This is a genomic window from Methanoculleus frigidifontis (genome assembly GCF_030464345.1).
Taxonomy (GTDB): domain Archaea; phylum Halobacteriota; class Methanomicrobia; order Methanomicrobiales; family Methanoculleaceae; genus Methanoculleus_A; species Methanoculleus_A frigidifontis.
On record NZ_VCYH01000006.1, the window covers coordinates 182,221 to 206,360 of the forward strand.

General features: G+C 60.5%; 14 protein-coding genes. 12 read left to right on the top strand and 2 right to left on the bottom strand.

Going from position 1 to position 24,140, the window contains the following annotated elements; translation table 11 throughout:
• The first annotated feature begins 2 nt into the window (after positions 1-2).
• The 7 genes from FGU65_RS10640 to FGU65_RS10670 all read left to right on the top strand — a co-directional run bounded on the left by FGU65_RS10640 (position 3) and on the right by FGU65_RS10670 (position 14,908).
• Entirely contained in the window at positions 3-851 is an 849-nt protein-coding gene (locus FGU65_RS10640) for a deoxyribonuclease IV (protein ID WP_301664445.1), read from the top strand.
• A 314-nt stretch (positions 852-1,165) separates the two neighbouring features.
• Positions 1,166-4,372, top strand: a complete 3,207-nt coding sequence (locus FGU65_RS10645; RefSeq protein WP_301664446.1) for a PKD domain-containing protein — start codon at positions 1,166-1,168, stop codon at positions 4,370-4,372.
• A 320-nt stretch (positions 4,373-4,692) separates the two neighbouring features.
• Positions 4,693-6,540, top strand: a complete 1,848-nt coding sequence (locus FGU65_RS10650; RefSeq protein ID WP_301664447.1) for a PKD domain-containing protein — start codon at positions 4,693-4,695, stop codon at positions 6,538-6,540.
• A gap of 2 nt (positions 6,541-6,542) precedes the next feature.
• Entirely contained in the window at positions 6,543-8,078 is a 1,536-nt protein-coding gene (locus FGU65_RS10655; RefSeq protein ID WP_301664448.1) for a hypothetical protein, read from the top strand.
• An 810-nt stretch (positions 8,079-8,888) separates the two neighbouring features.
• Positions 8,889-10,826: an InlB B-repeat-containing protein gene (locus FGU65_RS10660; RefSeq protein WP_301664449.1), complete on the top strand. Its 1,938-nt coding sequence runs from the start codon at positions 8,889-8,891 to the stop codon at positions 10,824-10,826.
• A gap of 742 nt (positions 10,827-11,568) precedes the next feature.
• Positions 11,569-12,489 carry a hypothetical protein gene (locus FGU65_RS10665; RefSeq protein WP_301664450.1) on the top strand — a complete coding sequence of 307 codons (921 nt, stop codon included), beginning with the start codon at positions 11,569-11,571 and terminating at the stop codon, positions 12,487-12,489.
• Positions 12,490-12,739: 250 nt separating this feature from the next.
• The gene (locus FGU65_RS10670; protein ID WP_301664451.1) at positions 12,740-14,908 is read left to right on the top strand and encodes a PKD domain-containing protein; all 2,169 of its coding nucleotides are present in this window, start codon (positions 12,740-12,742) and stop codon (positions 14,906-14,908) included.
• Positions 14,909-15,359: 451 nt separating this feature from the next.
• Here the strand turns inward: FGU65_RS10670 and FGU65_RS10675 are convergent, their stop codons facing one another.
• On the bottom strand, positions 15,360-16,526 hold the full coding sequence (locus FGU65_RS10675) for a hypothetical protein (RefSeq protein WP_301664452.1): 1,167 nt from the start codon (positions 16,524-16,526) through the stop codon (positions 15,360-15,362).
• 169 nt (positions 16,527-16,695) lie between these two features.
• On the opposite strand from FGU65_RS10675, the gene endA reads away from it, so the two are divergent.
• From endA to pheT, 4 genes are read left to right on the top strand one after another with little or no spacing between them, the layout of a single operon-like run.
• Entirely contained in the window at positions 16,696-17,703 is a 1,008-nt protein-coding gene (gene endA / locus FGU65_RS10680; protein WP_301664453.1) for a tRNA-intron lyase, read from the top strand.
• Positions 17,704-17,714: 11 nt separating this feature from the next.
• Positions 17,715-18,968 (top strand): tryptophan--tRNA ligase, encoded by a 1,254-nt coding sequence (locus FGU65_RS10685; protein WP_301664454.1) that lies wholly within the window; start codon positions 17,715-17,717, stop codon positions 18,966-18,968.
• A gap of 3 nt (positions 18,969-18,971) precedes the next feature.
• Complete coding sequence (gene pheS / locus FGU65_RS10690; RefSeq protein WP_301664455.1) at positions 18,972-20,423, top strand: phenylalanine--tRNA ligase subunit alpha; 1,452 nt, start codon at positions 18,972-18,974, stop codon at positions 20,421-20,423.
• Between the two features lie 7 nt (positions 20,424-20,430).
• Complete coding sequence (gene pheT / locus FGU65_RS10695; RefSeq protein ID WP_301664456.1) at positions 20,431-22,092, top strand: phenylalanine--tRNA ligase subunit beta; 1,662 nt, start codon at positions 20,431-20,433, stop codon at positions 22,090-22,092.
• Here pheT and hisF read toward each other — a convergent pair.
• Complete coding sequence (gene hisF, locus FGU65_RS10700) at positions 22,034-22,840, bottom strand: imidazole glycerol phosphate synthase subunit HisF (RefSeq protein WP_301664457.1); 807 nt, start codon at positions 22,838-22,840, stop codon at positions 22,034-22,036. The genes pheT and hisF overlap by 59 nt on opposite strands.
• 140 nt (positions 22,841-22,980) lie before the next feature.
• On the opposite strand from hisF, the gene FGU65_RS10705 reads away from it, so the two are divergent.
• Positions 22,981-24,072: an adenosylhomocysteinase gene (locus FGU65_RS10705; protein WP_301664458.1), complete on the top strand. Its 1,092-nt coding sequence runs from the start codon at positions 22,981-22,983 to the stop codon at positions 24,070-24,072.
• Positions 24,073-24,140: the final 68 nt, after the last annotated feature.

Consider the following 24,140-nt stretch of genomic DNA (forward strand, 5'->3'; position numbering starts at 1 on the left):
TGATGGTTCGGGTCGGATGTCACGTCTCGATCGCCGGGTCGATCGACCGGGCGGTCGGGCGAGCGGAGGAGCGGGGTTGCGACACATTTCAGATCTTTTCACGAAATCCCCGGGGATGGAGGGCGAAGGAACTCGATCCGAATGCTGTGGCTGCATTCCGCGCCGGGGTGCAATCGTCCGGGCTTGGCCCCGTCGTCGATCACATGCCCTATCTGCCGAACCTGGCCTCATCGAATGACGAGATCGCTGAAAAATCCGTCGCCGCACTGACTGCAGAACTCGTTCGGTGCGATGCCCTGGGCGTTCCCTATCTGGTGACGCACCTCGGGCACCACGGCGTGGGCGGCATTGAGTCCGGGCGGCAGCGGGTTGCGGACGCCGTCAACCGGGCGCTCGGGAGTGCGGGCGACGGTGTGATGCTCCTCCTCGAGAACACGGCAGGCGAGAAGAACAGCGTCGGAACGACTTTCTCAGAGATCCGGCAGATCATCGACGGCATCGAGGAGCCCGGACGCATCGGCATCTGCTTCGATACCTGTCATGCCTTTGCGGGCGGGTACGAGCTGCGGACCGAAGAGAGCGTAGAGGAGATGTTCGGAGAGTTCGACGACCTGCTCGGCCTTGAGCGCCTGAAGGTGATCCATTTCAACGACTGCAGGGGCGACCTCGGGAGCCACCTCGACCGGCACGAGCACATCGGCCTTGGCTCCATCGGTGAGGAAGCGTTCCGCCACATCCTCCGCTATCCCGGCATCCGGGACATCCCCCTGATCTGCGAGACTCCCGTCGACGAGCGGCGCGACGATGCCGGGAATATCGCCACGGTGCGCAGGCTCGCGGAAGAAGAGTAGATCCCGGTGGGCACATTTAACGTGCCTGGCAATTATTTTATTATTTATATAATATTCTTTTCTCCGGGAACTCAGCCGCATCACTGTGCCGTCAGAGATACTTTTTTATATGATTGTGATGCTCTCCCCCATCACCCTGGTGTCAGCCGGGGAGCGGCAACCGGAATCACCATATGCGTTGTTCTGTACGCGGTATCGGGCGAACAGTACTGTCTGCTCTCCCGAGGTGACCCGGCACGTCTGGCTGTACAACCGCCCGCACCACCGTGTGAGGATGCACAGGGGGGAACGCTCTCATGCATGGTGATCAAAAGATGTCACGACACAGAGAAACGGCTCTATTATGCATAGCTCTTCTGGCAGCCGGCCTGATTCAGCCGGTTTTCGCCGCATCGACGGACTTCGGTACCGAGACGCCTGTATGCACGGCCTCCGGGTGGCAGGTCATGCCCCGGATCGACGGTGACCTGGTTGTCTGGGCTGATTATCGCAACGGCAACTGGGATGTCTATCTTGCCGACCTGTCGACCGGGACGGAGAAGCGGGTCACGGCAAATTCCGCCAACCAGACCTCTCCGGCGGTCTCCGGGAACAGGATTGTCTGGGAGGACGACCGGCACGGCAATCTGGATATTTATCTGTACGACCGTTCTACCGGGAAGGAAACACGGATAACCGATGAGACGGCCAGCCAGTGGCACCCGGTCATCGAAGGCGACCGGATCGTCTGGTACGATGTCAGGGGCGCCGATCTGAACCTCTATCTCTACGATATCGCTTCGGAGACGGAGACGCGTATCCCCTGCAGCCCCGTGACGGAGTGGTGGCCGGCCGTCTCCGGCGACCTGGTGGCCTGGGAGGACGACCGGCACGGCAACGGGGATATTTATCTGTATGACGCCGCGACACAGACCCAGCAGCGCATCACCACGAACACAGCCCGGCAGGCCTATCCTGCGCTCTCCGGCGGCATTGTTCTCTGGGAAGATGAGCGGAACGGCAACGCCGATATCTACCAGTTTGACCTTGCAACCGGCACCGAAACACGAATCACTACTCATTCCGCCTCGCAGGTCTCGCCCGCGATAGACGGTGACCTGATAGCCTGGGAGGACCGGCGGGCCGGCAACTGGGATATCTGTCTCTACAACAGTGCCACCAATACCGAAGTGATGATCACGGACGAGAGCGCGAACCAGTGGTTCCCGTCGGTCTCGAAAAACCGGGTCGTCTGGGAAGACCTCCGCAGCGGAGCTGGGGACATTTATCTCTTCACCGTCGCCGGCGGCGGCAGCCCGACGGCATCGTTCAGTGCTACGCCGCGGTTCGGTGAAGCGCCTCTCACGGTTCAGTTCACCGACAGATCGAGCGGCAGCCCGACATCGTGGAGCTGGGACTTTGAGAATGACGGTATCATCGACAGCACCGACCAGAACCCACAGCACACCTACACGGCGGCAGGGGACTACACGATTACCCTGACGGCAACGAGCGCCGGCGGCTCCGACACGGGTACGCGGACCAAATACATCCGTGTCACCGCCCCGCCCCTCCCGACCGCTGCCTTCGATGCGAACGTTACCGGCGGTGCAGCGCCGCTCACGGTGCAGTTCGCCGATCGGTCGGCAGGGGATCCGACGGTGTGGTCGTGGGACCTCGGTGACGGATCGGTCTCGAACGAGACAAACCCCGTACACACCTACACTGCCGTCGGCACCTACACAGTATCGCTGACGATCGAAAACGAGCTTGGGAACAGCACGGAGGAGAAAACCGGCTACATCACCGTCGCAGAGTATCCAAAAGCGGCGTTCGCTGCGAACGTGACCGGCGGCGCCGCCCCGCTTGCGGTTCAGTTCACCGATCGTTCAACCGGAGCGCCGGTATCGTGGTTCTGGGATTTCGGTGACGGCGCGACCTCGGAAGAGCAGAACCCGGTTCATGTGTATGCGGAAGCAGGCACCTATACCGTCGCCCTGACCGCAGCCAATGCGGCCGGGAGCGATACGGCGGATGCGGCCGACGCCATCGCCGTGCTCGAACCGCCGGCAGCCTCTTTTACGGCGAACGTGACAGCAGGGCTTGTGCCGTTCGCAGTCCGGTTCAATGACACGTCGACCGGAAACCCGACCTCATGGTCGTGGGACTTCGGCGACGGCGCGACCTCGGCGGAGGCAAATCCGGTTCACGTCTACACTGAGCCGGGCACCTACAACGTTTCCCTGACGGTTGCAAACGATATTGCAGATGATACTCTGGTCAGGAGCGGGTACATCGTTGCCGACGCTCCGCCCGTCGCTGCCTTCGATGCGGACGTGACGCTCGGTGCAGCGCCGCTGGTCGTCCAGTTCACCGATCGGTCGACCGGGAACCCGGACAGATGGAAATGGGATTTTGGTGACGGCCGTTCATCGATGAAGCAGAATCCCGTCCATACCTACACTGCCGTCGGCAACTACTCGGTCGCCCTGACGGTGACAAACGACTTCGGCAGCGTCACCGAAGAGGTGGTTGATTATATCTGTGTCGTGGCGCCGCCGTCCGCAAACTTCACGGCCGACCCTACGGCCGGCACAGCACCGGTCACCGTCACCTTCACGGATACCTCCGGCGGTATTCCGACCGGCTGGCTCTGGTATTTCGGTGACGGTGCGACCTCGACCGACCAGAACCCCGTCCATACCTATGCGGCGTCGGGGACCTATACGGTCTCTCTCAACGTTACGAATCCCGCGGGGTCGGACTCTCTCGTGAAGGCCGATCTGGTAGCAGTTGCCCCGCCGCCGGCCACAGTCGTTCCATCCTCCGGTGGTGGAGGCGGAGGCGGCGGAGGAGGTGGCGGGGGGAGCTCCCGTTCCTTCGTGAGCGATACGACCCCTGTTCCCACGCCGACGCCGACACCCACCGCTGAGCCGGTGACCGATCTCGGCGTGAACACCTCCGGTCTGATGACCCGGTCGGTGCGGATCTCCTCGGACGACAACGTGACCATGCTGCAGCTTGATGAGGGTGTCCGCGCGACCGATGCCGCAGGCGCCCCCCTCTCGAGCATCACCGTGAACCGTATCGCGCCTGAAGATCTGCCACAGCTGCCCGGCGGGGCTACGCTGCTGGTTGCCGACTACGCCTACCGGTTTGGTCCTGAAGGTGCGGTCTTCGACCCGGCCGTGCCGCTGACATTCGCCGTGCCTGAAGACGTATGGGAGGAGTACTCCGGCAGCGACGGCGGGTTTACCGTCCGCTGGTATGACCCGGGCAACAGGACATGGGAGGTTCTCCCGGCCGATCTGGATGGGGAAGCACGGACGATCGCTGTCAGGGTCTCGCATTTCAGCACCTATGCGCTCTTCGGTGAATCACAGGCCGCCATCTCGCCCGATGCGGAATTTGCTGGATCCGTAGAGCAGATCTCCGGCGTGCACTCATCGGGACTGCCGTTTACGCAGATCGCCGTCGGCCTCTTCGCACTTCTTGCGCTCCTCGGCGGCGCATATCTCTATGTCGAGAAAAACCGACCCTGATATCCTCCTCACCTCTTTTCCACAAGCCCGTCGCCCGCTGGCTGCACGCGATGCTGATGCGCATGCTGCCAGCAATCCCCGCAGCTCGATAAAAACTGTTCAAATCTTCGAGGTATATTTTTAAAAATATAGTATCGCTGGGGGGCGACCGGGAGAGCAGGGCTATCGGCGCAATCTCTATATACTAGGTCCCGTATTATTCAGCACGAAGCGGCCTTTCGCACCGGGGAGATAATTGCGGCGCTCTGGAGCCGCGATTGGCCTATCCGCACAAATTTCCGGATATCCCTCCCGGTGTGCAGCGCTTCGGTGGTGACCCGATGACAACCCGAGATCCCTACTCCATTGCCGTGGCGGTGATGCTCACGCTCTGTCTGGTGCAGGCGGCGTTTGCAGAGGTTTCGGTCGGCAGGACGGAGCGGCATCCCGCCGTGCCCTCCTCGCGCTTCTCACCGGAGGATGCCGCCGTTCTGCCGCCGGTTCCCGAGTGGCAGGCGGCCTGCGGCGGCAGCGGCTGGGATGCCGGGGTGGATCTCCGGTCTACCGGAGATGGTGGCGTGATCGCGGTTGGGAGCAGCCGGTCGGACGACGGCGAGGTCTCCGGGAACCACGGCCATACCGATATCTGGGTGGTGAAAATTGACGCCGACGGCACGCCTCTCTGGCAGCGCTGTCTCGGCGGCAGCGGTGATGACTACGCGGCAGGGGTGGCAGAGACTGTCGATGGAGGATATATTGCCGTTGGGACGACCTGGTCATGCGATGGTGACGTCTGTGGAAACCATGGTGGCTGTGATCTCTGGGTGGTGAAACTTGACGACAGCGGCACGCTTCTCTGGCAGCGGTGTCTCGGCGGCACCGGCCTTGATTCCGGTTCTGCGGTTCGGCCGTCCGCGGACGGCGGGTATGTCATTGTCGGCTCCACGCTCTCGAGCGACGGTGACGTCTGCGGCAATCACGGGAGCAGCGACCTCTGGGTGGTGAAACTTGACGGTGGCGGTTCCCTCCTCTGGCAGGCCTGCCTCGGCGGCAGCGGTTATGACGAGGGCTGGGGCATTACAGAGACGGCGGACGGCGGGTATGTCGTGGTGGGCAGTGTCGCTTCGCCCGATGGGGATGTCTCCGGAAACCACGGGAGCAGCGATCTGTGGGTGGTGAACCTGGACGCCGCCGGCAATCTCCGGTGGAAAAGCGCGCTTGGGGGGAGCGGGGGTGATTACGGCTACGATATCTGCCGGACTGCTGATGGGGGATATGCCGTTGCCGGGATGACCGATTCGTGCGACGGTGATGTCTCCGGCAATCATGGTGCATGGGATGCATGGGTTGTGCGCCTGGATGCCGACGGAGACCTTCTCTGGCAGCGGTGCTTCGGCGGCAGCGATCTTGATGCGGCGAGGAGTATCCGGCGGGTTGCCGGTGGCGGGTATGTTGTTGTCGGCGACACCTACTCCATAGACGGTGATGCGGACGGCAACCATGGCGGCTGCGATCTCTGGGTTGTCGGGCTTGGCGATGACGGCACCCTTCTCTGGCAGCGGTGCTGCGGGGGGAGCGGCGATGATGTCGGCTATGCCGTGCAACCGGGTGAGGGTGAGCGATATACCGTCATCGGTGCAACAGGGTCGAACGACGGTGATGTATCCGGAAACCATGGCCATACCGATCTCTGGATGGTCGGCCTGACCACGTCTGCCTTCCACGCGGCATTCACGGCGAACGTGACCGAAGGCACCACACCGCTGCCGGTGCAGTTCTCGGACCTCTCGACCGGCAGCCCGTTCCGGTGGCGCTGGGATTTCGGTGACGGGACGGTCTCCGCCGACCAGAGCCCCGTTCATGTCTATACATCTGCAGGCACCTACACAGTTTCGCTGACGGTTACGAGCCTCTTCGGGCGGGACACCGAGATAAAGACCGATTATATCACCGTGACCGACCCGGCCGTTCTCCCGCTCCCCGGGTATGCCGACCCGCCGACCGACCCCGACGGCGACGGGCTCTACGAGGATCTGAACGGCAACGGGCGGCTGGACTTTGCCGACGTGGTGGCCTACTTCGACAACATGGAGTGGATCGCTGACAATGAACCGGTCGACTGCTTCGACTACAACGGCAACGGCCGGATCGACTTCAATGATATCGTCGTCCTCTTCGAGGAGATATAACAATGGAACGGCGTCTCCGGATTAGTTGGGCGGTTGCGCTCATCCTGGTTCTCTGCATGGTATCTCCCGCTGCCGGGGGCGTTTCGGCGGATTCGTCCGCCGTGATCTTCCAGCGACCATACGGCGGCAGCGGCGCCGAGCTGGCGTATGCCATCCAGGAGATCGGTGACGGCGGCTATATTGCCGCAGGAACGACGGGATCGAACGACGGTGACGTGAGCGGTAATCATGGCGGTGTCGATGCCTGGGTGGTGAAGACGGATGCCGGCGGCATGCTTCTCTGGCAGCGCTGCCTCGGCGGCAGCGGCGACGATACTGCCGCTTCAATCCGGCAGACGGACGACGGGGGGTATGTCCTCACCGGGTACACCACTTCAAACGACGGGGACGTCTCCGGAAACCACGGTTCGGACGACCTCTGGGTGGTGAAGCTGGACGCCGACGGAGACCTTCTCTGGCAGCGGTGCCTCGGCGGGAGCTTCCGGGATGCGGGCGCTGCAATCCGGCAGACGTCGGACGGCGGCTACGTCGTTGCCGGAGCCGCACTCTCATTTGACGGTGATGTCCGGGGAAACAACGGGCTGAGCGACGTCTGGGTGGTGAAACTTGACGGCAGCGGTTCCCTTCTCTGGCAGTCCTGCCTCGGTGGCAGCGGCATTGACGCGGGCGCCTCCATCCAGGAGACCGCTGACGGCGGGTACATTGTTGCGGGCGGCACCTTCTCAAACAACGGTGACGTGAGCGGGAACCACGGCGGTGCCGATGCCTGGGTGGTGAAGATGGATGGGCGGGGCAGGCTCCTCTGGCAGCGGTGCCTCGGCGGCAGCGAGGACGATTACGCGGCAGCGGTGGCAGAGACTGCCGATGGCGGATACATCGTAACCGGAACGACCGGGTCGAGCGACGGTGACATCACCGGTAACCATGGTTCGGACGACCTCTGGGTGGTGAAGCTGGACGCCGACGGAGACCTTCTCTGGCAGCGCTGCCTCGGCGGCAGCGGGGATGACCGTGGCTGGAGCATCTGCCGGACGACCGACGGTGGATACCTCGTCGGCGGCTGGACGGCGTCGGCCGACGGCGATGCGACAGGCAGCCACGGCGGGGCGGATCTCTGGATGGTGAAACTGAATGCGGCCGGGAGCCTCCTCTGGCAGCGGTGCTGCGGCGGCAGCGGCGGCGACTATGGTTATGGCATCCTGCAGCACACGGACGGCGGCTACGTCGGAGCAGGCAGCACGGCGTCGCGGGACGGCGACGTGACGGGAAAGCACGCCAGCAGCGACCTCTGGGTGGTGAAGGTCGCCGTCCGGCAGGTGGCGGCGCTCCCCGGGTATGCCGACCCGCCGACCGACCCTGACGGCGACGGGCTCTACGAAGACCTGAACGGCAGCGGCCGTCTGGACTTCGCAGACGTGGTTGTGTATTTTGAGCAGATGGAGTGGATCGCTGACAACGAACCGGTTGACTGCTTCGACTACAACGGCAACGGCCGGATCGACTTCAACGATATCGTCGTTCTGTTTGGGGGGGTGTGACGGAACCGGAGATATCTTACTATTCACTTTTGCCGGGAAACATGAGCGGCTGCAGTCAGATTGTTCCGCACTTCGCTGTTGTACGACAGTTGCTTCCCTCTTCCATGGGTCAATGCACAGTTGCTTATATGCACACTGGGACTGGAACTATTCTCTCAGTAAGGAATAGTGTTCTGATAATCTACTCCGGAAGCGCTTGCAGAGGAGGGGCGGTGATGAACCTGCCCGTCTCTTAACGGAGATGCGTATTTATCTCTCGTTCTAGCCTGGCTCTTATTACGCAAGGGCGTTCTGAGTGCCAGGATGTATTCCTCCGAGTGCGGCACGTCCGGCAGGCAGGCGGACTGCTGCTCGTGGTTGTAGTAGTTAGAGGAATGCACGCCATTCGCGCATACGAGTTTATTGATATAATATTTATACAAATGATATAAAATTCAGGAGACTGAGTTTCAGACATCTTTATTTGAACTATTTCGTAGATAATGTATCATACACTAAGTAATATTCAATATGATTTATATTATAATGTTTATGGCATGCTTCGACATGATCATTTATTAACCTATCACTAAGTAATCGATCGCGGATCTAATCTTTGTCGCAAGTATTCAAGTTTTCTACATTTTTTAATGAGATTCCAGCAAAAAACATTATTTTTTGCAATTCTTCAATTTTTAGCGAAGTTTTATATAGTCGAGCAACACCGAAACCGCGTAATGGTATTCGTGAAAGCAAAAGCAGGATAGTTCAGATTGCCCCGGGGAATGCCAGGAAGCGGTAAGGTCCTGCGTGCTTTGTCGGAGGTAGAATATGAAAAATACGACGAAAATTAACCTGTTCGCTGTTGCTCTTCTTCTAACTGTATCCCTGGTTGTTGCTCCGGCAACAGCGATTACTGTGGATGTTCCGCTTACGGACCTTGTTTCCGAAGCGGATTCTGTTGTGATCGGAACGGTTGTCGCCACCGAGAGCAGATGGAATGCTGATAGAACACTGATTCAGACGTATGTCACCATACAGGTCGATCAGCATGTGGCAAAAGCATCGGTTGAAGAGACCATCACGCTTGTCGTTGATGGCGGAACAGTTGATGACATCACCCTCTGGGTATCTGATACACCTGTCTTTTGGCCAAGTATGCAGATAGGAGTGTTACTTAAAAAGATCTCTCCAGATCTGTATGTCCCCTATGGGCTCACTCAGGGCGTCTATGCCATTTCGGACAATGAAGTCTCAACAGATCAGATTCCTGCTTATCGAATGATTCCAAGCGGATGCATGACCTCCGAACGCTTCATCGAGATGATCAGGATGGCCGAAGCAGGAATCGAGCCTTCTATTGGATATGTGGTTCCGGAGCCGATTGGAGAGGCTCGCTATGAAATTGACCCATTCCAGTTATCTCCAGGCACTGCCTCTGCGGGAACTGATGCGACTGTGACCATCACGGGGTCGGGGTTCGGAACGAAGCCATCACGGGATAGCCTTGCCGATGTGTGTTTCTTCTTCATCCGAGAAGGGGATTCCCTGTATTGGATATACGCCACCGGCTGGTTACCCGCTTCTAACTGGCAGGAAGCAAATGCAAATGCTATTCAGTCGTGGACAAATACTGAAATCGTCACACATGTTCCAGCAGGCACTGCTTACCGAGGCTACTACTATTCTGGTTCGGCAGGCAGCGGTCCTGTCGTGGTATTGACGGAAGAGGGGCAGGAGGTAGGCCCTTATGAAATGAGTGTTCCATTTGGTCGGTTGACTGGGTGGGGGGGAATACCTTCTCGATGGAGTGGAGAGGCTCCGATAATCTTGTATTATGTCAATCCTCCACCGGTAGCTGGTTCGCTTGACTCTGTCATCTCTGCTGCAGGCACATGGACCGAGGTTCCAGGCTCTTCGTTTACCTTTGAGTATGCAGGCACGACAACGGCAACCGAGATAGGATATAATGGTAAAAACGAGATCCTCTGGGCATATATCGATCAGCCGGGTGTCCTTGCCCAAGCGGCATCATGGCGTGATGCAGCGGGCGTAATGTACGAGGCTGATATCAGGTTTAACACGCAGTATTCATGGTCAACATCTCCATCTACGTCCGAATTTGACATAGAGGCAATATGCCTTCATGAACTCGGCCACTGGGTTCAGCTCGCCGATCTGTACGGAAACATTGCTGGTTATCCATCTGATACCACGAAGGTCATGTATGGTCGTGGGGCTCCCGGAGAGGTAAAGAGGACATTACATCCTGGAGACCGCGAGGGGATCGAGTATATCTATCCCGCTATGACACCCACGTTTAGCCTGAACCTGAAAGTTACGCCCGAGGGTAGTGGAACCGTCATCGGAGCGGGCATGTACGAGGTCGGAGAGCTCGTTACCATCACCGCCACACCGGAAGATGGCTGGACATTTGCCAGCTGGACCGATGAGGTGGGTGCTGAAGTTAGCGTTCAGGCGGTCTATGACTACACCATGCCCGCCCGCGATGTGACCCTGACTGCAAATTTCGAACTTGAGCTGGTTGTGATCCCGCTCCCCGGCTCTACCGACCCACCGACCGACCCCGACGGCGACGGGCTCTACGAAGACCTGAACGGCAACGGTCGCCTGGACTTCGCAGACGTGGTTGTGTATTTTGAGCAGATGGAGTGGATCGCGGCGAACGAACCGGTTGACTGCTTCGACTACAACGGCAACGGCAGGATCGACTGGGACGACGTCGTGGTGCTCTTTGGGGAGGTGTGAGGGTGCTGGAGATCTTTTATCCTCACTTTTTAGCCGGGCAGAACCGCGCATGACTGCGTGGAGGGCACATATCTCCCGGCACGTGGGCAGTGCAGTGTCGGCCATGGGAGTTTCTGACCGGGGGAGCTGCCTGGGTGTCTCCAAATATATAAAATTCCAATTATATTTTTTGGCAAATGATACTGGGCCCCGTTCGGCACAATTTTTATATACTAGAATTGCTACTCTGCTCTGACGAGCACCCAGAAGACCAGTATTTCAGTGAGCATCCGTTTCGATCGATATGATGGGCATCCGGCCTTTTCAGGACGGGATCTGCCATCTCCGATCAGCTGCCACACGCTATTTTCATCGTTCGCTCCACAGCGCCTCCAGAACGGGCATGTGCCGGAGTGCTCCGTACCAGAAATGCGCCCTATGAGTGATATGCAGTGAGGGATCCCGTCACGGCAGTTGTCTGCCGTGGGAATAGGTCTCCAAGAGGTGAAATGGCCATCCGCATGAAAGGATCTGTATCCGGACGACCGGATATGAAACACCCCGATCAGCTGAGCGTACGGCGTGAAGATCCTCGTCCCGGTCGGGTTCCTTGCTCTCATCGGCGACCCTTGCGGCAAAAATCTCGCCCGGCGCTGTGTATCGAACTGTTGATCTTCTCTGCTCTGGGCGGTGAGGGACTGATTGCAGCAATTGTGCAGCCCTGTGCCGCCCGGTGCGTGAGGCACACTGAGGTGGCTTCCCAATGACCACGCTCTTGAGAGCAACTCTTTATTCTCTGATAGCATTTCTCCTGGTTGGGGTTTCTGCCGTATCGGGTCTGACCGTGACGGCCGGTACCGTGCAGATACCGAATGTGGGTGAGACGACCACCCTGTCGATCATCCTGGATGAGGCCCCAAACGGCCTTTCAGGCAGCAATGTCTCGGTATCGCTTGATGATCCTTCCATTGCTGAATTTATCGACGTTACGTATCCGGACTGGATGACACTCTCTGCCAGCAATTCCTTTCCGAGCGATACTGTCTTTATCAAAGGTGTTGATCTGCATGACAAGGCGATGCCCGGTGCCACAAGTATCAGTCTCGGCACGGTAACCGTCCGTGGCGATGCCGTCGGAGTAAGTGCTGTCGCTGTCTCCATCGAGCAGATCGATGATGATTTCGGCGCCGTCGTCGACCCGACATCGGTAAGCGGTTCCGTCACTGTGGACAGTGCCCAGCAGATGGATCTTCCGCTGAAGACGGGCTGGAACCTGGTCTCCATCCCGTTCAGCAATGCTGAGTACACTGTTCCATCAGGCAGTATTCTGGCGATCTATGGATATGACCCGGCAACGAAAGCCTATGAATCAGCCCAGATTCAATCGCTTGTGCCCGGCAAAGCCTACTGGATTGCGTCGGCGTACGATTGTACTGTGATCGTTACGGGAACACCGGTCAGCCCTGTCACGGTGGAACTCGCGCAGGGCTGGAACCTGATTGGAAGCACGGCCGTCCCGATCGCCTTCAGCGATATCGCAATCGATCCTGCAGGGTCTTGGGCGATGCAGTCGGTCTATGGCTACAGTACAGCGACACAGGGCTATGTAATGACAACCGAACTGCAGTCGGGCGGAGGTTATTGGGGAGCGGTGATCCGTGACTGTATCATTACCCTCCCCTGATCCTTCTGTGGCAGGTGAAGCGCAATGAATTGGACTGTCGCCGCCCCTACCGGATCCGGACTCCCGGCAACTGCCCGGGCAACGGGTCTCTCCCGCCGGAGGGAGGGGGTATCCCTGCACGTGGCTGTAAAATGGGTGTTTCCGATGGAATCGATATAGGGGGTGGCAGCCTCTTTCCCAATGAAGCAGGTGTATTACCATGATTAAGAGAAATATTTTGATGTTATGTATTGCAGTCGTTGCTGTCTGTATGCTCACAGGAACAGCAACGGCTCAGCCGGTGGAATCCTGGAGTGAGAGTTTAACTGTTACTGCCGGGAGCTTCGAGCAGGATCTGACGTTTGGAACGGACGCGAGCGGAACTGACGGATATGATCAGAATCTCGATACGCTCGCTCCCCCGGCGAGTCCCGGTGCAACGGTTGATGCATACTTCCCGATCACCGATGCCGTGTTCAATCGCCTCTACGGCGATATCCGGGGGAGTATAAATGCTGCCAACCCGGAACGGGTCTGGGATCTCCGGGTTCTCTCAAAGAACGATGATGCTCTTCTAGCATGGAATTCTGAGACCCTTCCTGCAGGCATCGATTTCACTATGCGTGCTGCCGGGTCGGAGTATGATATGAAGACTGACTCGTCGATACCTCTGGTGAAGAGCGCGGATGAGACTTCTGTGACAATCCGGGCACGGTACTCACCGCCGGTTCCGGTGGATGCGGCGTTCAGCGCCATACCCACGTCTGGTGATGCTCCGCTCGATGTGCAGTTCACCGACGAGTCGACCGGTGATCCGACCTCGTGGACCTGGGACTTCGGCGACGGCGGGACGTCGACCGACCAGAATCCTTCGCACACGTACGCCACGCCCGGCACCTACACTGTTTCCCTGACGGTCGCGAACGCTGACGGTAGTACTGATACTGCGACAGAGAAGGACTACATCACCGTGAACGAGCCGCCTGCTTCAGTGGAAGCGGCGTTCAGCGCCGTGCCCACATCCGGCACCGCTCCACTTGCCGTGCAGTTCACCGACGAGTCGACCGGGGATCCGGCCTCATGGGCTTGGGACTTCGGCGATGGCGGGACGTCGACCGACCAGAACCCTGAGCACACGTACGCCACGCCCGGCACCTACACGGTTTCGCTGACGGTCTCGAAGGGTGTTGCGAGTGCCGGAATCCACGGCAGCCGGAGCCGGGTGCCTCACGGAGCGCCGCTGACGGTATCGAACGGCTTCGAGAGTGATACCGAGACAAAAACTGATTATATTACTGTGACCGTTGCGCCGCCGGTTGCGGGCTTCTCCGCCTCGCCGACATCGGGGATTGCCCCGCTGACCGTCGCGTTCACCGACGCCTCCACCGGCGATCCGACCTCGTGGCTCTGGAACTTCGGTGACGGCGACACATCGACGGAGCAGAGTCCCTCGCATATCTATGCCGCGGCCGGGACGTACACCGTCACCCTGACGGCGACGAATGCGGGAGGGAGCGACATCGAAGAGAAGGTGAACTATATCACAGTTGATGAACCGCTTGCCCCGCCGGTGGCGGCGTTCAGCGCTACCCCGCTCTCCGGGGATGCCGAGTTGACCGTGCAGTTCACCGACGAGTCGACCGGTGATCCGACCTCGTGGACCTGGGACTTCGGCGACGGCGGGACGTCGACCGACCAGAATCCTTCGCACACCTACTCTGCGCCCGGCACCTACACTGTCTCGCTGACGGCGACGAACGCTGACGGCAGCGACACCGAGACGAAAACGGACTACATCACCGTGAACGAGGTGCTTGCCCCGCCGGTGGCGGCGTTCAGCGCCACACCCACATCCGGCACCGCTCCGCTGACGGTGCAGTTCACCGATGAATCGACCGGGGTGATCGACACGTGCCGGTGGGACTTCGGTGACGGCGGGACATCGACCGACCAGAACCCGCAGCACACTTATGGTGCGGCAGGCACCTATACGGTCGCGCTGACCGTTGCCAACGGTGCCGGGAGCTGCACCGAGGAGAAGGTCGGGTGCATCTGTGTAGCTCCCCCGGGAGAGTCCAAGGATCCCTACAGCAAAATCATATGGATGAAACAGCCGCACAAGATCGCGCCGCTGCTCCCGGTCTGGCTCGGCACGCCGGGCGGGTCGGACAGTGTCCTGGTGACCGATCCTGTGCAGGCGGTCTCTATCATGGGAAAGAGAAACCGCTGGAATGCCATCCCTGAGCTGCAGGGCGAACTCCTGGCTGCCAAACTGAACATCAATGCAGGGTGCGACCCGGCGCCGATTGCGGGAATCATCGCTCTGGCGGATGCATTCCTCGCTGACCACGGCACATTCGACTGGTTCCGGACGTCCCCGAGCCAGAGGGCTGCTGTCAATACCTGGGTCGATGCGCTCAAGGCGTATAACAACGCCTGATCCTTTTTTGACCCTGAGGACAGCCCGGTGGGGAGCCGATCGGCAACCGGCCGTGGCCACTCCCGGGAGGGTGAGGTGGGATCGGCCACTCCCCCGGCCGAAACGGGGGCCGGATCGGCATTCTTTTCCAGTGTTTCCGACCGTTTCCGGGGTTGGAATTCGCTCCGGGAAATCGGGCGGAAAATTGCACCAGAATTCCGGAAAACTCGAATAATTGCAGGCCTATATCGGCGATATGAGCCAGGGTAATTTCCCGGAGGATGTCTACCATAGCTCGACCCGAGATCGGCCGTCTACGGGCTTCTGTGTGGGTTGATATTTCTGGGAATCCGGCTGGAATTGGCGATATTTAAACATTGCCTGACCGGCGCGGCGGACGTTCGTGCGCCGTTTTTCCCGGCGAAAAAGAGATCGGGCGGGAAGAATCCGGTTTCTCCCGTCCGGGGCGCCATCACCGTCGTCGCCACAGAGCCAGCAGCACACAGACCGCTGCCATCGCCACAAGGGTGCCGAAGCCCGGCGTCGCCTGGCCGGGCTCTGCTGTGTCGCGAAGTTTCATCATCCAGGCGTCCGTCGCCCCCATCTCCGGGAATGTAATCCCGGCAAGGATGTATCCGCCGTCATCGGTCAGGTCGGCGGCATACGCACCGCCGTGCGGGAAGGTTAGATTCCACTCTACCGTTCCTCGGTCGTCCGTTTTCATGGCGACCGCATCATCGTTGATCTGCCCTGCAATCAGGTATCCGCCGCCCGGTGCCTGCAGGGCTGCCCAGCCGTCCAGCCCCTGCACCCGGCTCTTCCAGAGCTCGTTCCCTTCCGCATCGACTCTGGCATACCAGAAGCTTCCCGTGACGATATAACCGCCGTCGAACGTCTCCCCCAGGGCGTAGACCGACGGAAGATCGAGGTTTCTGCTCCAGCGTTCGGTCCCATCGGCCTCAAGCCGGATCAGGAACGCGTCCCCGGCATCGTACGCGAACGGTGACTTCGTTCCTCCAAGGATATATCCGCCGTCGTCCGTCTGCTGCCCGGCGTAGGCTGCTCTCCCTGCAAAACTCCGATTCCAGGTCTGGTTCCCCTCAGAGTCGGTCTTCGTGATGATCGCGTCGGTGTCCTCCGTCGACCCCGCAGGATTCCAGGTCCATCCGATGAGGGCGTACCCGCCGTCCGTCGTCTGCCGTACGACCGATGCCTTCTGCCCTTCAAAGGCGGCGTTCCAGACGATATTTCCAGCGTCGTCGGTCTTGATCAGGTACGCCGTACCCATAGCACCGGTCGTCTCTCCCGGCGTGACCGCGATGGTGTTTGCAGCTATCGCGTATCCCCCATCGCCTGTCTGGATGACACTGCTCGCTGTCAGCCCGTCATACGTTCTGTTCCATGCCTCGTTTCCGGCGCTGTCCGTCCTGACGAGCAGCAGGTCTTCAGGTTCGGAAAAGTTTGTGCCGATGCTGCTCCCGGCGGCGATATATCCGCCGTCTGCGATCTGCTGGACTGATTCGAATTTATTTTTCAGATCTGCGCTGAAGGTCGCGTTCCATTCGATGGCGGGTGCCTCCTGCGCGGCAGCCCCCTGCACGATGAGGAGCAGACATGCAAGCAGGCCGATGAACGGCATAAACAGGTATCTTCCATGCAGCCGGGTGATAATGTTCATGAGAAATCGTACCGGGTTTGAGGCGCCGCTGAAAAAACGTAGTGGTCGGTAGCCCGGCGGCGACGGTCGGGGACAATCGGAAATACTTCGGCAATTGATTAATGACCGTTCACCTCCAATAGGTACCCCAGTGAAGGCGACATTTGACGGCATGTGGGTGCGGCTCCGCGGCGAGGGGCGCACACTCTACGAGCAGGGCGGGTACGGCAGGCCGGAAGGGGGCGGTCTGCGTCTGGCACCGGAGGAGGCGCTCTATCTCATGGAGCGGAGCAAGATCGAAGTCCAGAACTATGATTTCGACACATTGCTCGGTCATTTTACCGAAAAGCAGAATTTCATCAGGAGTTATCTCGTCTACCGTGATATCCGTGAGCGAGGGTATGTCGTTCAGCCGGGGCCGCACGACTTCCGGGTATTCCGGCGAGGGCACAAACCGGGAGGGGGAAAGTCCCAGTACCTTGTACGTGTCCTCTCCGAGCGCGATCTCATCGACTTTGACACGGTCAGCAGCGACGTCCTTACTGCAACCAATATGCGGAAACAGTACGTTCTGGCGGTGGTGGACGACGAGGACGAGCTGACCTACTATGAAGTCCGGGTTCACGACCTTCCGGCAGTCGAGTCTGCTGCCGGGTGCGAACCGGTGCAGGCTGCGGTATACGGCACGTACGCCCTGGCGCACCTCCCCCCCGGATCGGGGATCGAAGAGTGCTGGTATGGGAAACGGCTGGATGCAGAGCGCCTGATGCTCCAGCCGGTCGAGGCGCTCTATCTTATCCGCGAGGGCTGCCTCTCCCTCCACGCGAACGCCGCCCCGGTCGATGCAGATACGTTCCTTACTGCAGTGGCAGAGGAAGATGTGGAGATCCGGGAGAAAGAACGGGTCTTCGCTGATCTCCGGGACAAAGGCTACATTCCGCGAACCGGATATAAGTTCGGCCATCATTTCCGGGTCTACTCCGGGAAGAAGAGCCACTCGGAGATGCTGGTGCACGCCATACTCACGGGGACGGCGCTTCCCATGAGCACCATCTCCCGTTCGGTCCGGCTCGCCCACAGCGTCAAAAAGAAGATGCTGTTTGGCTGCGTACAGAATAGCGATATCAGATATATCGAATTTACCCGAATCAAACTGTGAGCGTCGTTTCCATGCAATCCGGAATGAACCCGTGGTCAAATAATGAGGCAGTCGATACCGAGAAACTCTTCAGCGAATTCGGCATCGAGCCGATCGGGCCGGTCGCAGAGACTCTCCCCGATGTCCCGGCATTTATGCGGCGGGGGATCGTTATCGGTCACCGTGACTACCAGCGGATCGCCGAGGCGATCCGGAACAGAACCCCGTTCCACGTGCTCAGCGGCTTCATGCCGTCGGGCCTCCCGCACCTCGGGCACCTGATGGTGATGAAGGAGATGGTCTGGCACGTCCAGCAGGGCGGGAACGGCTACGTGGCCATTGCGGACCGGGAAGCGCACGCAGTCCGTGGGGTTTCGTGGGAAAAGTGCCGCGAATACGGGAAAGAGTATCTCAAATGCCTCTACGCCCTCGGCTTTGAGGGGACGCACTACTTCCAGAGCCGCAACGACCGCCTCAAAGACCTCGCATTCGAGTCGTCCACGAAGGTGAACTTCTCAGACCTTGCCGCCATCTACGGATTTGGTCAGGAGACGTCGCTTGCGCACGCGGTGAGCGTGATCACCCAGGTGGCCGATATCATCTACCCGCAGCTGGATGCCGGCCCTGCGCCCACGATCGTCCCGGTCGGGCTCGATCAGGACCCGCACATCCGGCTCACCCGTGACGTGGCGTACAAACTCCGGATGTTCACGGTGGAAGACCGCGGCGCTTACATCTCGGTACGGTCGAAGAACGCTCCGGAGGAGGCACTTGCGGCCGTGCATAAGGCTTTTTCCGGCTCGAAGAAGTACGAAGGGCATGTCGACGTCCCCGGCGCATCGCTCGGCCGGGTCGGCGAGGTCGTCCGGGGTATCGAGATCGAGCACGGCGGTTTCGGGTTCTGCTCCCCCTCTTCGACCTACCATATCTTCATGCCCGGCCTGCAGGGCGGCAAGATGTCGAGCAGCGTCCCCGAGAGTTCGTTCGGGTTCTACGAGTCCGAAAAAGCGATCAGAAAGAAGATCATGGCGGGGCTGACCGGGGGTCGGATGACGCTCGAGGAGCAGAAACGCCTGGGCGGCGAGCCGGGCCGCTGTTCTATCTTCCTCTTAAATCTCTTCCACATGCTGGAGGACGACGCCGAACTTGCCGAACTCCGGCGCCGGTGCGTGGGAGGCGAGCTGACGTGCGGGCAGTGCAAGAAGGAGACGCTCGAGCGGGTGCTGGCGTTCGTCGGCGACCTGCGCGAGAAGATGGATGCGGTTGAGCATATGGTGGAGGTGTAACGGGTGGAACTGACGTTAAACGAGAAGAGACTGCTGGTGGCTCTCGAGCCCCTCGGTCCGATCGATGCGGCAACACTTGCCGACCGGATGGGCGCCCGAAAGGAAGCGGTCGTGCAGTACGCGCTTCTGGCGAGTGACCGGGGTCTTGCCAGCCTTGAGAAGAATATCAGAACGGTCTACTCCCTGACCGAAGAGGGGCAGAAATATGCCGGAGAGGGGCTGCCCGAACGCCAGCTCCTGGAGAGTTTTGATGAGGAGATCCCGATGCGCGATCTCCAGCAGCACCCCCTTGCGCGGATCGGCATCGGCTGGATGCGGAAAAAAGGCTGGATCGCCATCAAAGACGGTATCGTCAGCAAAACCGGCACCGATGCTCCCGGTGCAGACGAACAGGCCTTTGCAGAGCTCACTGAAGGATCGGTCGACACGGGCCTTTCGGGAATCGCGGACCTCCAGAAGCGCGGCCTCGTTGAGGAGACCGAGACCGTCCGGTATACCGTCGCCATAACGCCGGAAGGCCGTGCTCTGGTTACAAAAGGCCTCGATCTCCGTGAGGAGGTGGGCACGCTCACCCGTGAGCAGATCATCACCGGCGAATGGCAGAACCTGAACCTCCGGCGCTACAGCGTGGAGAAACTCCCAAAGAGGGTGTATCCCGGCAAGAACCATCCCTACCAGCGGCTGCTCGACGAGATGCGCCGGATCCTCCTCGATATGGGCTTTACCGAGATCCAGGGCGGTATCGTGCAGAGCTCGTTCTGGAACTTCGACGCCCTCTTCCAGCCGCAGGACCATCCGGCACGCGAGATGCAGGACACCTTCTTCCTCTCCGAGAACCAGCAGCTTCCGCCCGGCTACGAGCGGGTGCGGGACATGCACGAGCACGGGGGCGGGACCTCCTCGACCGGCTGGGGAGGGGCATGGAGCACTGCCAAGGCCGAGCAGTGTGTCCTCCGGACGCACACCACCTGCCTCTCCATCCGGCACCTCGCCGAGAATCCGAAGCCTCCGGTCAAGGCGTTCGGGATCGGTCGGGTCTACCGGCGCGAGGCGATCGACCCGACCCACCTGCCGGAGTTCGAGCAGCTCGAGGGGATCGTGATGGACGAAGGACTGAACTTCCGCCACCTGCTCGGCTTCCTGCGGGAGTTCTACGCCAAGATGGGGTTCGATAAAGTCCGGTTCCGGCCGGGCTACTTCCCCTACACCGAGCCCTCCGTAGAGCCCGAGGTCTACGTGGACGGCCTCGGATGGGTGGAGCTCGGCGGTGCCGGGATCTTCCGGCAGGAAGTAACCGCCCCGTGCGGCATCGAGTACCCGGTGCTGGCCTGGGGGCTCGGCGTCAGCCGCCTTGCCATGCTGAAACTGGGGCTTCGCGACCTGCGGCACCTCTACCGGAGCGACGTTGAATGGCTGCGCCAGACGCCGGTGCTTGCCGGAAGGCTGGAGGAGTGAGAGAGCGATGCCGATTATTACCCTGCCATACGCCTACCTGGAACGCCTCACCGGCGTGGATAAGGAGATCATTCTCGATCGCGTGCCGATGTTCGGCGCCGATATCGAGCGTATCGAAGAGGACCACGCGGACGTCGAGTTCTTCGCGAACCGGCCGGACCTCTTCTCTCCCGAGGGTGTCGCCCGGGCGTTGCGGGGGTTCTTCGGGCTCGAAGAGGGGCTGCGGACCTACGATGTCCGGCCTTCGGGGATCACGTTCTCGATCGACCCCGGGCTTGCGGCCATCCGGCCGTATCTCGGCTCGGCGGTTATCCGGAACGTCTCCTTCGACGAAGAGTCGATCGAGAGCCTGATGGGGCTGCAGGAGTCGCTGCACTGGGCGGTCGGCCGCGGCCGCGGAAAGGTGGCGATCGGCGTCCATGACCTCGACACGGTCAGGTCGCCCTTCCGCTACCTGGCTTCGCCCCGGGATCGCTCCTTTGTGCCCCTGGACTTTGAACGGGAGATGACTCTGGAGGAGATGCTCGCAGAGCACCCGAAGGGGCGCGACTATGCCCACCTGGTGGAAAAGTTCCTGCGCTTCCCGCTGATCGTCGACGCAGACGACCGCGTCCTCTCGTTCCCGCCGATCATCAACGGCGAGCTGACCCGGGTCACCACAGAGACTAGGAACATCCTGCTGGATACGACCGGCACCGACCGAAAAGCGGTGATGACCGCGGTCAACATCATCTGCACCGCTCTTGCCGAGACGGGTGCAGACGTAGAGTCGGTCACCGTCGAGGGGGTGGAGATGCCGTCGCTTGCGCCGGTGGAGCGGGTCGTCTCGACGGCCGAGTGCAGCGGGCTGCTCGGCCTCCCGCTCACGCCGGAAAGCATGGCAGCGCTCCTGCGCCGGATGCGCTACGGTGCCCGGCCGCTCGATGCCGACGCCGACGCCGTCCGGGTGCAGGTGCCGTGCTACCGGGCCGACATCCTGCATGACTGGGATCTCTTCGAAGATGTTGCGATCGCGTACGGCTACGGCGAGATAACCGCCGACCTCCCCGCGACATTCACCATCGGCCGCGAACACCCGATCAGCGCAATCAGCGGCGCCGCCCGCACGGTCATGACCGGGCTCGGGTATCTCGAGGCGATGCCGTTTACCCTGACGAACGAGCGTGTCCTCTATGGCCGCATGCAGCGCGAGCAGTCCGCGGGCGCACTTCGGCTCCTGCACCCCATCTCGGAGGAGCAGACCGTCGTCCGCACAGATATCCTCCCGCTCCTCATGGAGGCGCTGCAGCTGAACAAGCACCGCGAGCTGCCGCAACGGCTCTTTGCGGCCGGCGACGTCGTCTCCGATCTGGTCACCTATCAGACAGCGGCCGCGGTCAGCATTCACCCCGGCGCCGACTTCTCGGAGGCGTATGCGGCGGCGGACGTGCTCTGCCGGGAGCTCGGGCTCGACTACTCGGCCGTTGAGTCGGACGATCCAGCGTTCATCGACGGACGCCGCGGCGACATTATCGTGGGCGGGAAAAAAGCCGGGGTCTTCGGTGAGATCCACCCCGGCGTCCTGAATGCATTCGAGCTCGAACACCCGGTCGCGGCGCTCGAGCTCGATCTCAGAGCCGTACCGGGATACCCCGGGCAGCCAGGTGCTCCTTCACCTGGCGTACGGTGAACTCGCCGTAGTGGAAGACGCTCGCCGCAAGGCAGGCGTCCGCCCTGCCGGCGACGAATCCGTCGTAAAAGTGGTCGAGGGTGCCCACCCCGCCGCTTGCGATGACCGGGATGCCGACCCTCTCCGAGATGGCGGAGGTGATCGCGATATCAAACCCGGCCTTCGTCCCGTCGGTCTCCATGCTGGTGAGCAGGATCTCCCCTGCACCCCGCTCTTCTGCGTTCTTCGCCCACGTGACGGCGTCGATGCCGGTCGGTCTGCTGCCGCCGTAGATGACGACCTCGTACCAGCACGTCCGGCCGTCCGGAAGCTCGATTCCGGTCGTGCCCAATCTCTCCTCGAAGTTTCGCCGCACGTCCATGGCGACGACGATGCACTGGGTCCCGAAGCGTTCCGCTCCCCTGCTGATCAGGGTCGGGTCCTGCACGGCGCTCGTGTTGATGCTCACCTTGTCGGCGCCGGCGCGGAGGAGCTGCTGCATATCCTCGAGCGTCCGGATGCCCCCGCCGACGGTGAGGGGGAGGAAGAGCTGGTCGGCGGCACGGGAGACCACCTCAATGATCGTGCCCCGCTGCTCTTTCGATGCGGTGATATCCAGGAAGACCACCTCGTCCGCCCCCTGTTCGTTGTAGCGCTGCGCCAGCTCGACGGGATCGCCTGCATCCCGGAGGTTCAGGAAGTTGGTGCCCTTGACCACGCGTCCGTCCTTGAGGTCAAGGCAGGGGATGATCCGCTTTGTCAGAACCATGATAGTAGATGGGCGAGGGATACCTTGATGCTTTCCGAGATGCACGTCCCGTTTGGCAGGGGTTAAGTACTGCGAAGGGGAACCTGTTAGGCAGAACGAAGAGACGAGAGAATTCTGTCTCTGCGAATACAGGTGCTTTTATGAAATCGGGAGATCTGAAGATATCGTGGGCACGGCAGTACATGCCAGTCCTTTCATCAATTCGCGAACGGTTCGAGCGGGAACAGCCCTTCGCGGGCATGACGATCGGCATGGCGCTGCACGTGGAAGCAAAGACGGCGGTGCTCGTCGAGACCCTTGCGGCGGGCGGGGCGGAAGTCCACATCACGGGATGCAATCCGCTCTCCACGCAGGACGACGTTGCTGCTGCGCTGAACGAGCGGCCTCGCATTCACTGCTATGCGAAGCGTGCGTGCAGCGTGGAGGAATACTATGCGTCCATCGATAAGGTGCTCGATGCCCGTCCGGCGGTCACCATCGACGACGGCATGGACCTGATCCACCGCATCCACACCGAGCGGCGGGAACTCCTGAAGACGATCATCGGCGGCTGCGAGGAGACGACGACCGGGATCCACCGTCTCCGTGCGATGGCACAGGAGGGGAAGCTTGCGTTCCCGGTCATCGCCGTCAACGATACCCCGATGAAGCGCTACTTCGACAACGTCCACGGCACCGGCGAGAGTTCGCTCACCGCCATTATGACGACGACGAACGTCCTGATCGGCGGGAAGCACGTTGTTGTTGCCGGTTACGGCTACTGCGGGCGCGGCCTTGCCACGAAGGCACGCGGCCTCGGCGCCCGCGTCATCGTCACCGAGATCGATCCCCGCCGCGCACTGCAGGCGCACATGGACGGGTTCGACGTGATGACGATGGATGAGGCGGCATCCCGCGGCGATATCTTCGTGACCACAACCGGGAACACGAGCATCATCACCCGGCAGCACTTCCCGAAGATGAAGGACGGCGCCATCCTCTCGAACGCCGGCCACTTCAACGTCGAGCTTGAGGTGGACTGGCTGGAGGAGAATGCCGGTGCGATCGAACGCCGGGACGGCATCGACTCCTACACGATCGGCGGAAAGACTCTCCATGTCCTCGCAGAGGGACGGCTCGTCAACCTCGCCGTGCCGAAGGGCATGGGGCACCCGATTGAGGTGATGGACTTAAGAGGATTTCGAAAAACCGCCCTCTTCTCAAAAGTACTTTATAGTCCCGGATCGACCTGATCTCCATGAGCACGTTTACCAACTTCATAATTCGGCACGAATATGCCTCTCTTGCCGCCCTGGGTGAT

Bases quoted from the DNA above. Each gene is read 5' to 3' on its own strand.
- FGU65_RS10645 (WP_301664446.1), top strand. From the start codon at position 1,166: ATGTCACGACACAGAGAAACGGCTCTATTATGCATAGCTCTTCTGGCA.
- FGU65_RS10665 (WP_301664450.1), top strand. From the start codon at position 11,569: ATGACCACGCTCTTGAGAGCAACTCTTTATTCTCTGATAGCATTTCTC.
- FGU65_RS10655 (WP_301664448.1), top strand. From the start codon at position 6,543: ATGGAACGGCGTCTCCGGATTAGTTGGGCGGTTGCGCTCATCCTGGTT.
- hisF (WP_301664457.1), bottom strand. From the start codon at position 22,840: ATGGTTCTGACAAAGCGGATCATCCCCTGCCTTGACCTCAAGGACGGA.
- pheT (WP_301664456.1), top strand. From the start codon at position 20,431: ATGCCGATTATTACCCTGCCATACGCCTACCTGGAACGCCTCACCGGC.
- FGU65_RS10670 (WP_301664451.1), top strand. From the start codon at position 12,740: ATGCTCACAGGAACAGCAACGGCTCAGCCGGTGGAATCCTGGAGTGAG.
- FGU65_RS10705 (WP_301664458.1), top strand. From the start codon at position 22,981: ATGAAATCGGGAGATCTGAAGATATCGTGGGCACGGCAGTACATGCCA.
- FGU65_RS10685 (WP_301664454.1), top strand. From the start codon at position 17,715: ATGCAATCCGGAATGAACCCGTGGTCAAATAATGAGGCAGTCGATACC.
- FGU65_RS10650 (WP_301664447.1), top strand. From the start codon at position 4,693: ATGACAACCCGAGATCCCTACTCCATTGCCGTGGCGGTGATGCTCACG.
- FGU65_RS10675 (WP_301664452.1), bottom strand. From the start codon at position 16,526: ATGCCGTTCATCGGCCTGCTTGCATGTCTGCTCCTCATCGTGCAGGGG.
- FGU65_RS10660 (WP_301664449.1), top strand. From the start codon at position 8,889: ATGAAAAATACGACGAAAATTAACCTGTTCGCTGTTGCTCTTCTTCTA.
- FGU65_RS10640 (WP_301664445.1), top strand. From the start codon at position 3: ATGGTTCGGGTCGGATGTCACGTCTCGATCGCCGGGTCGATCGACCGG.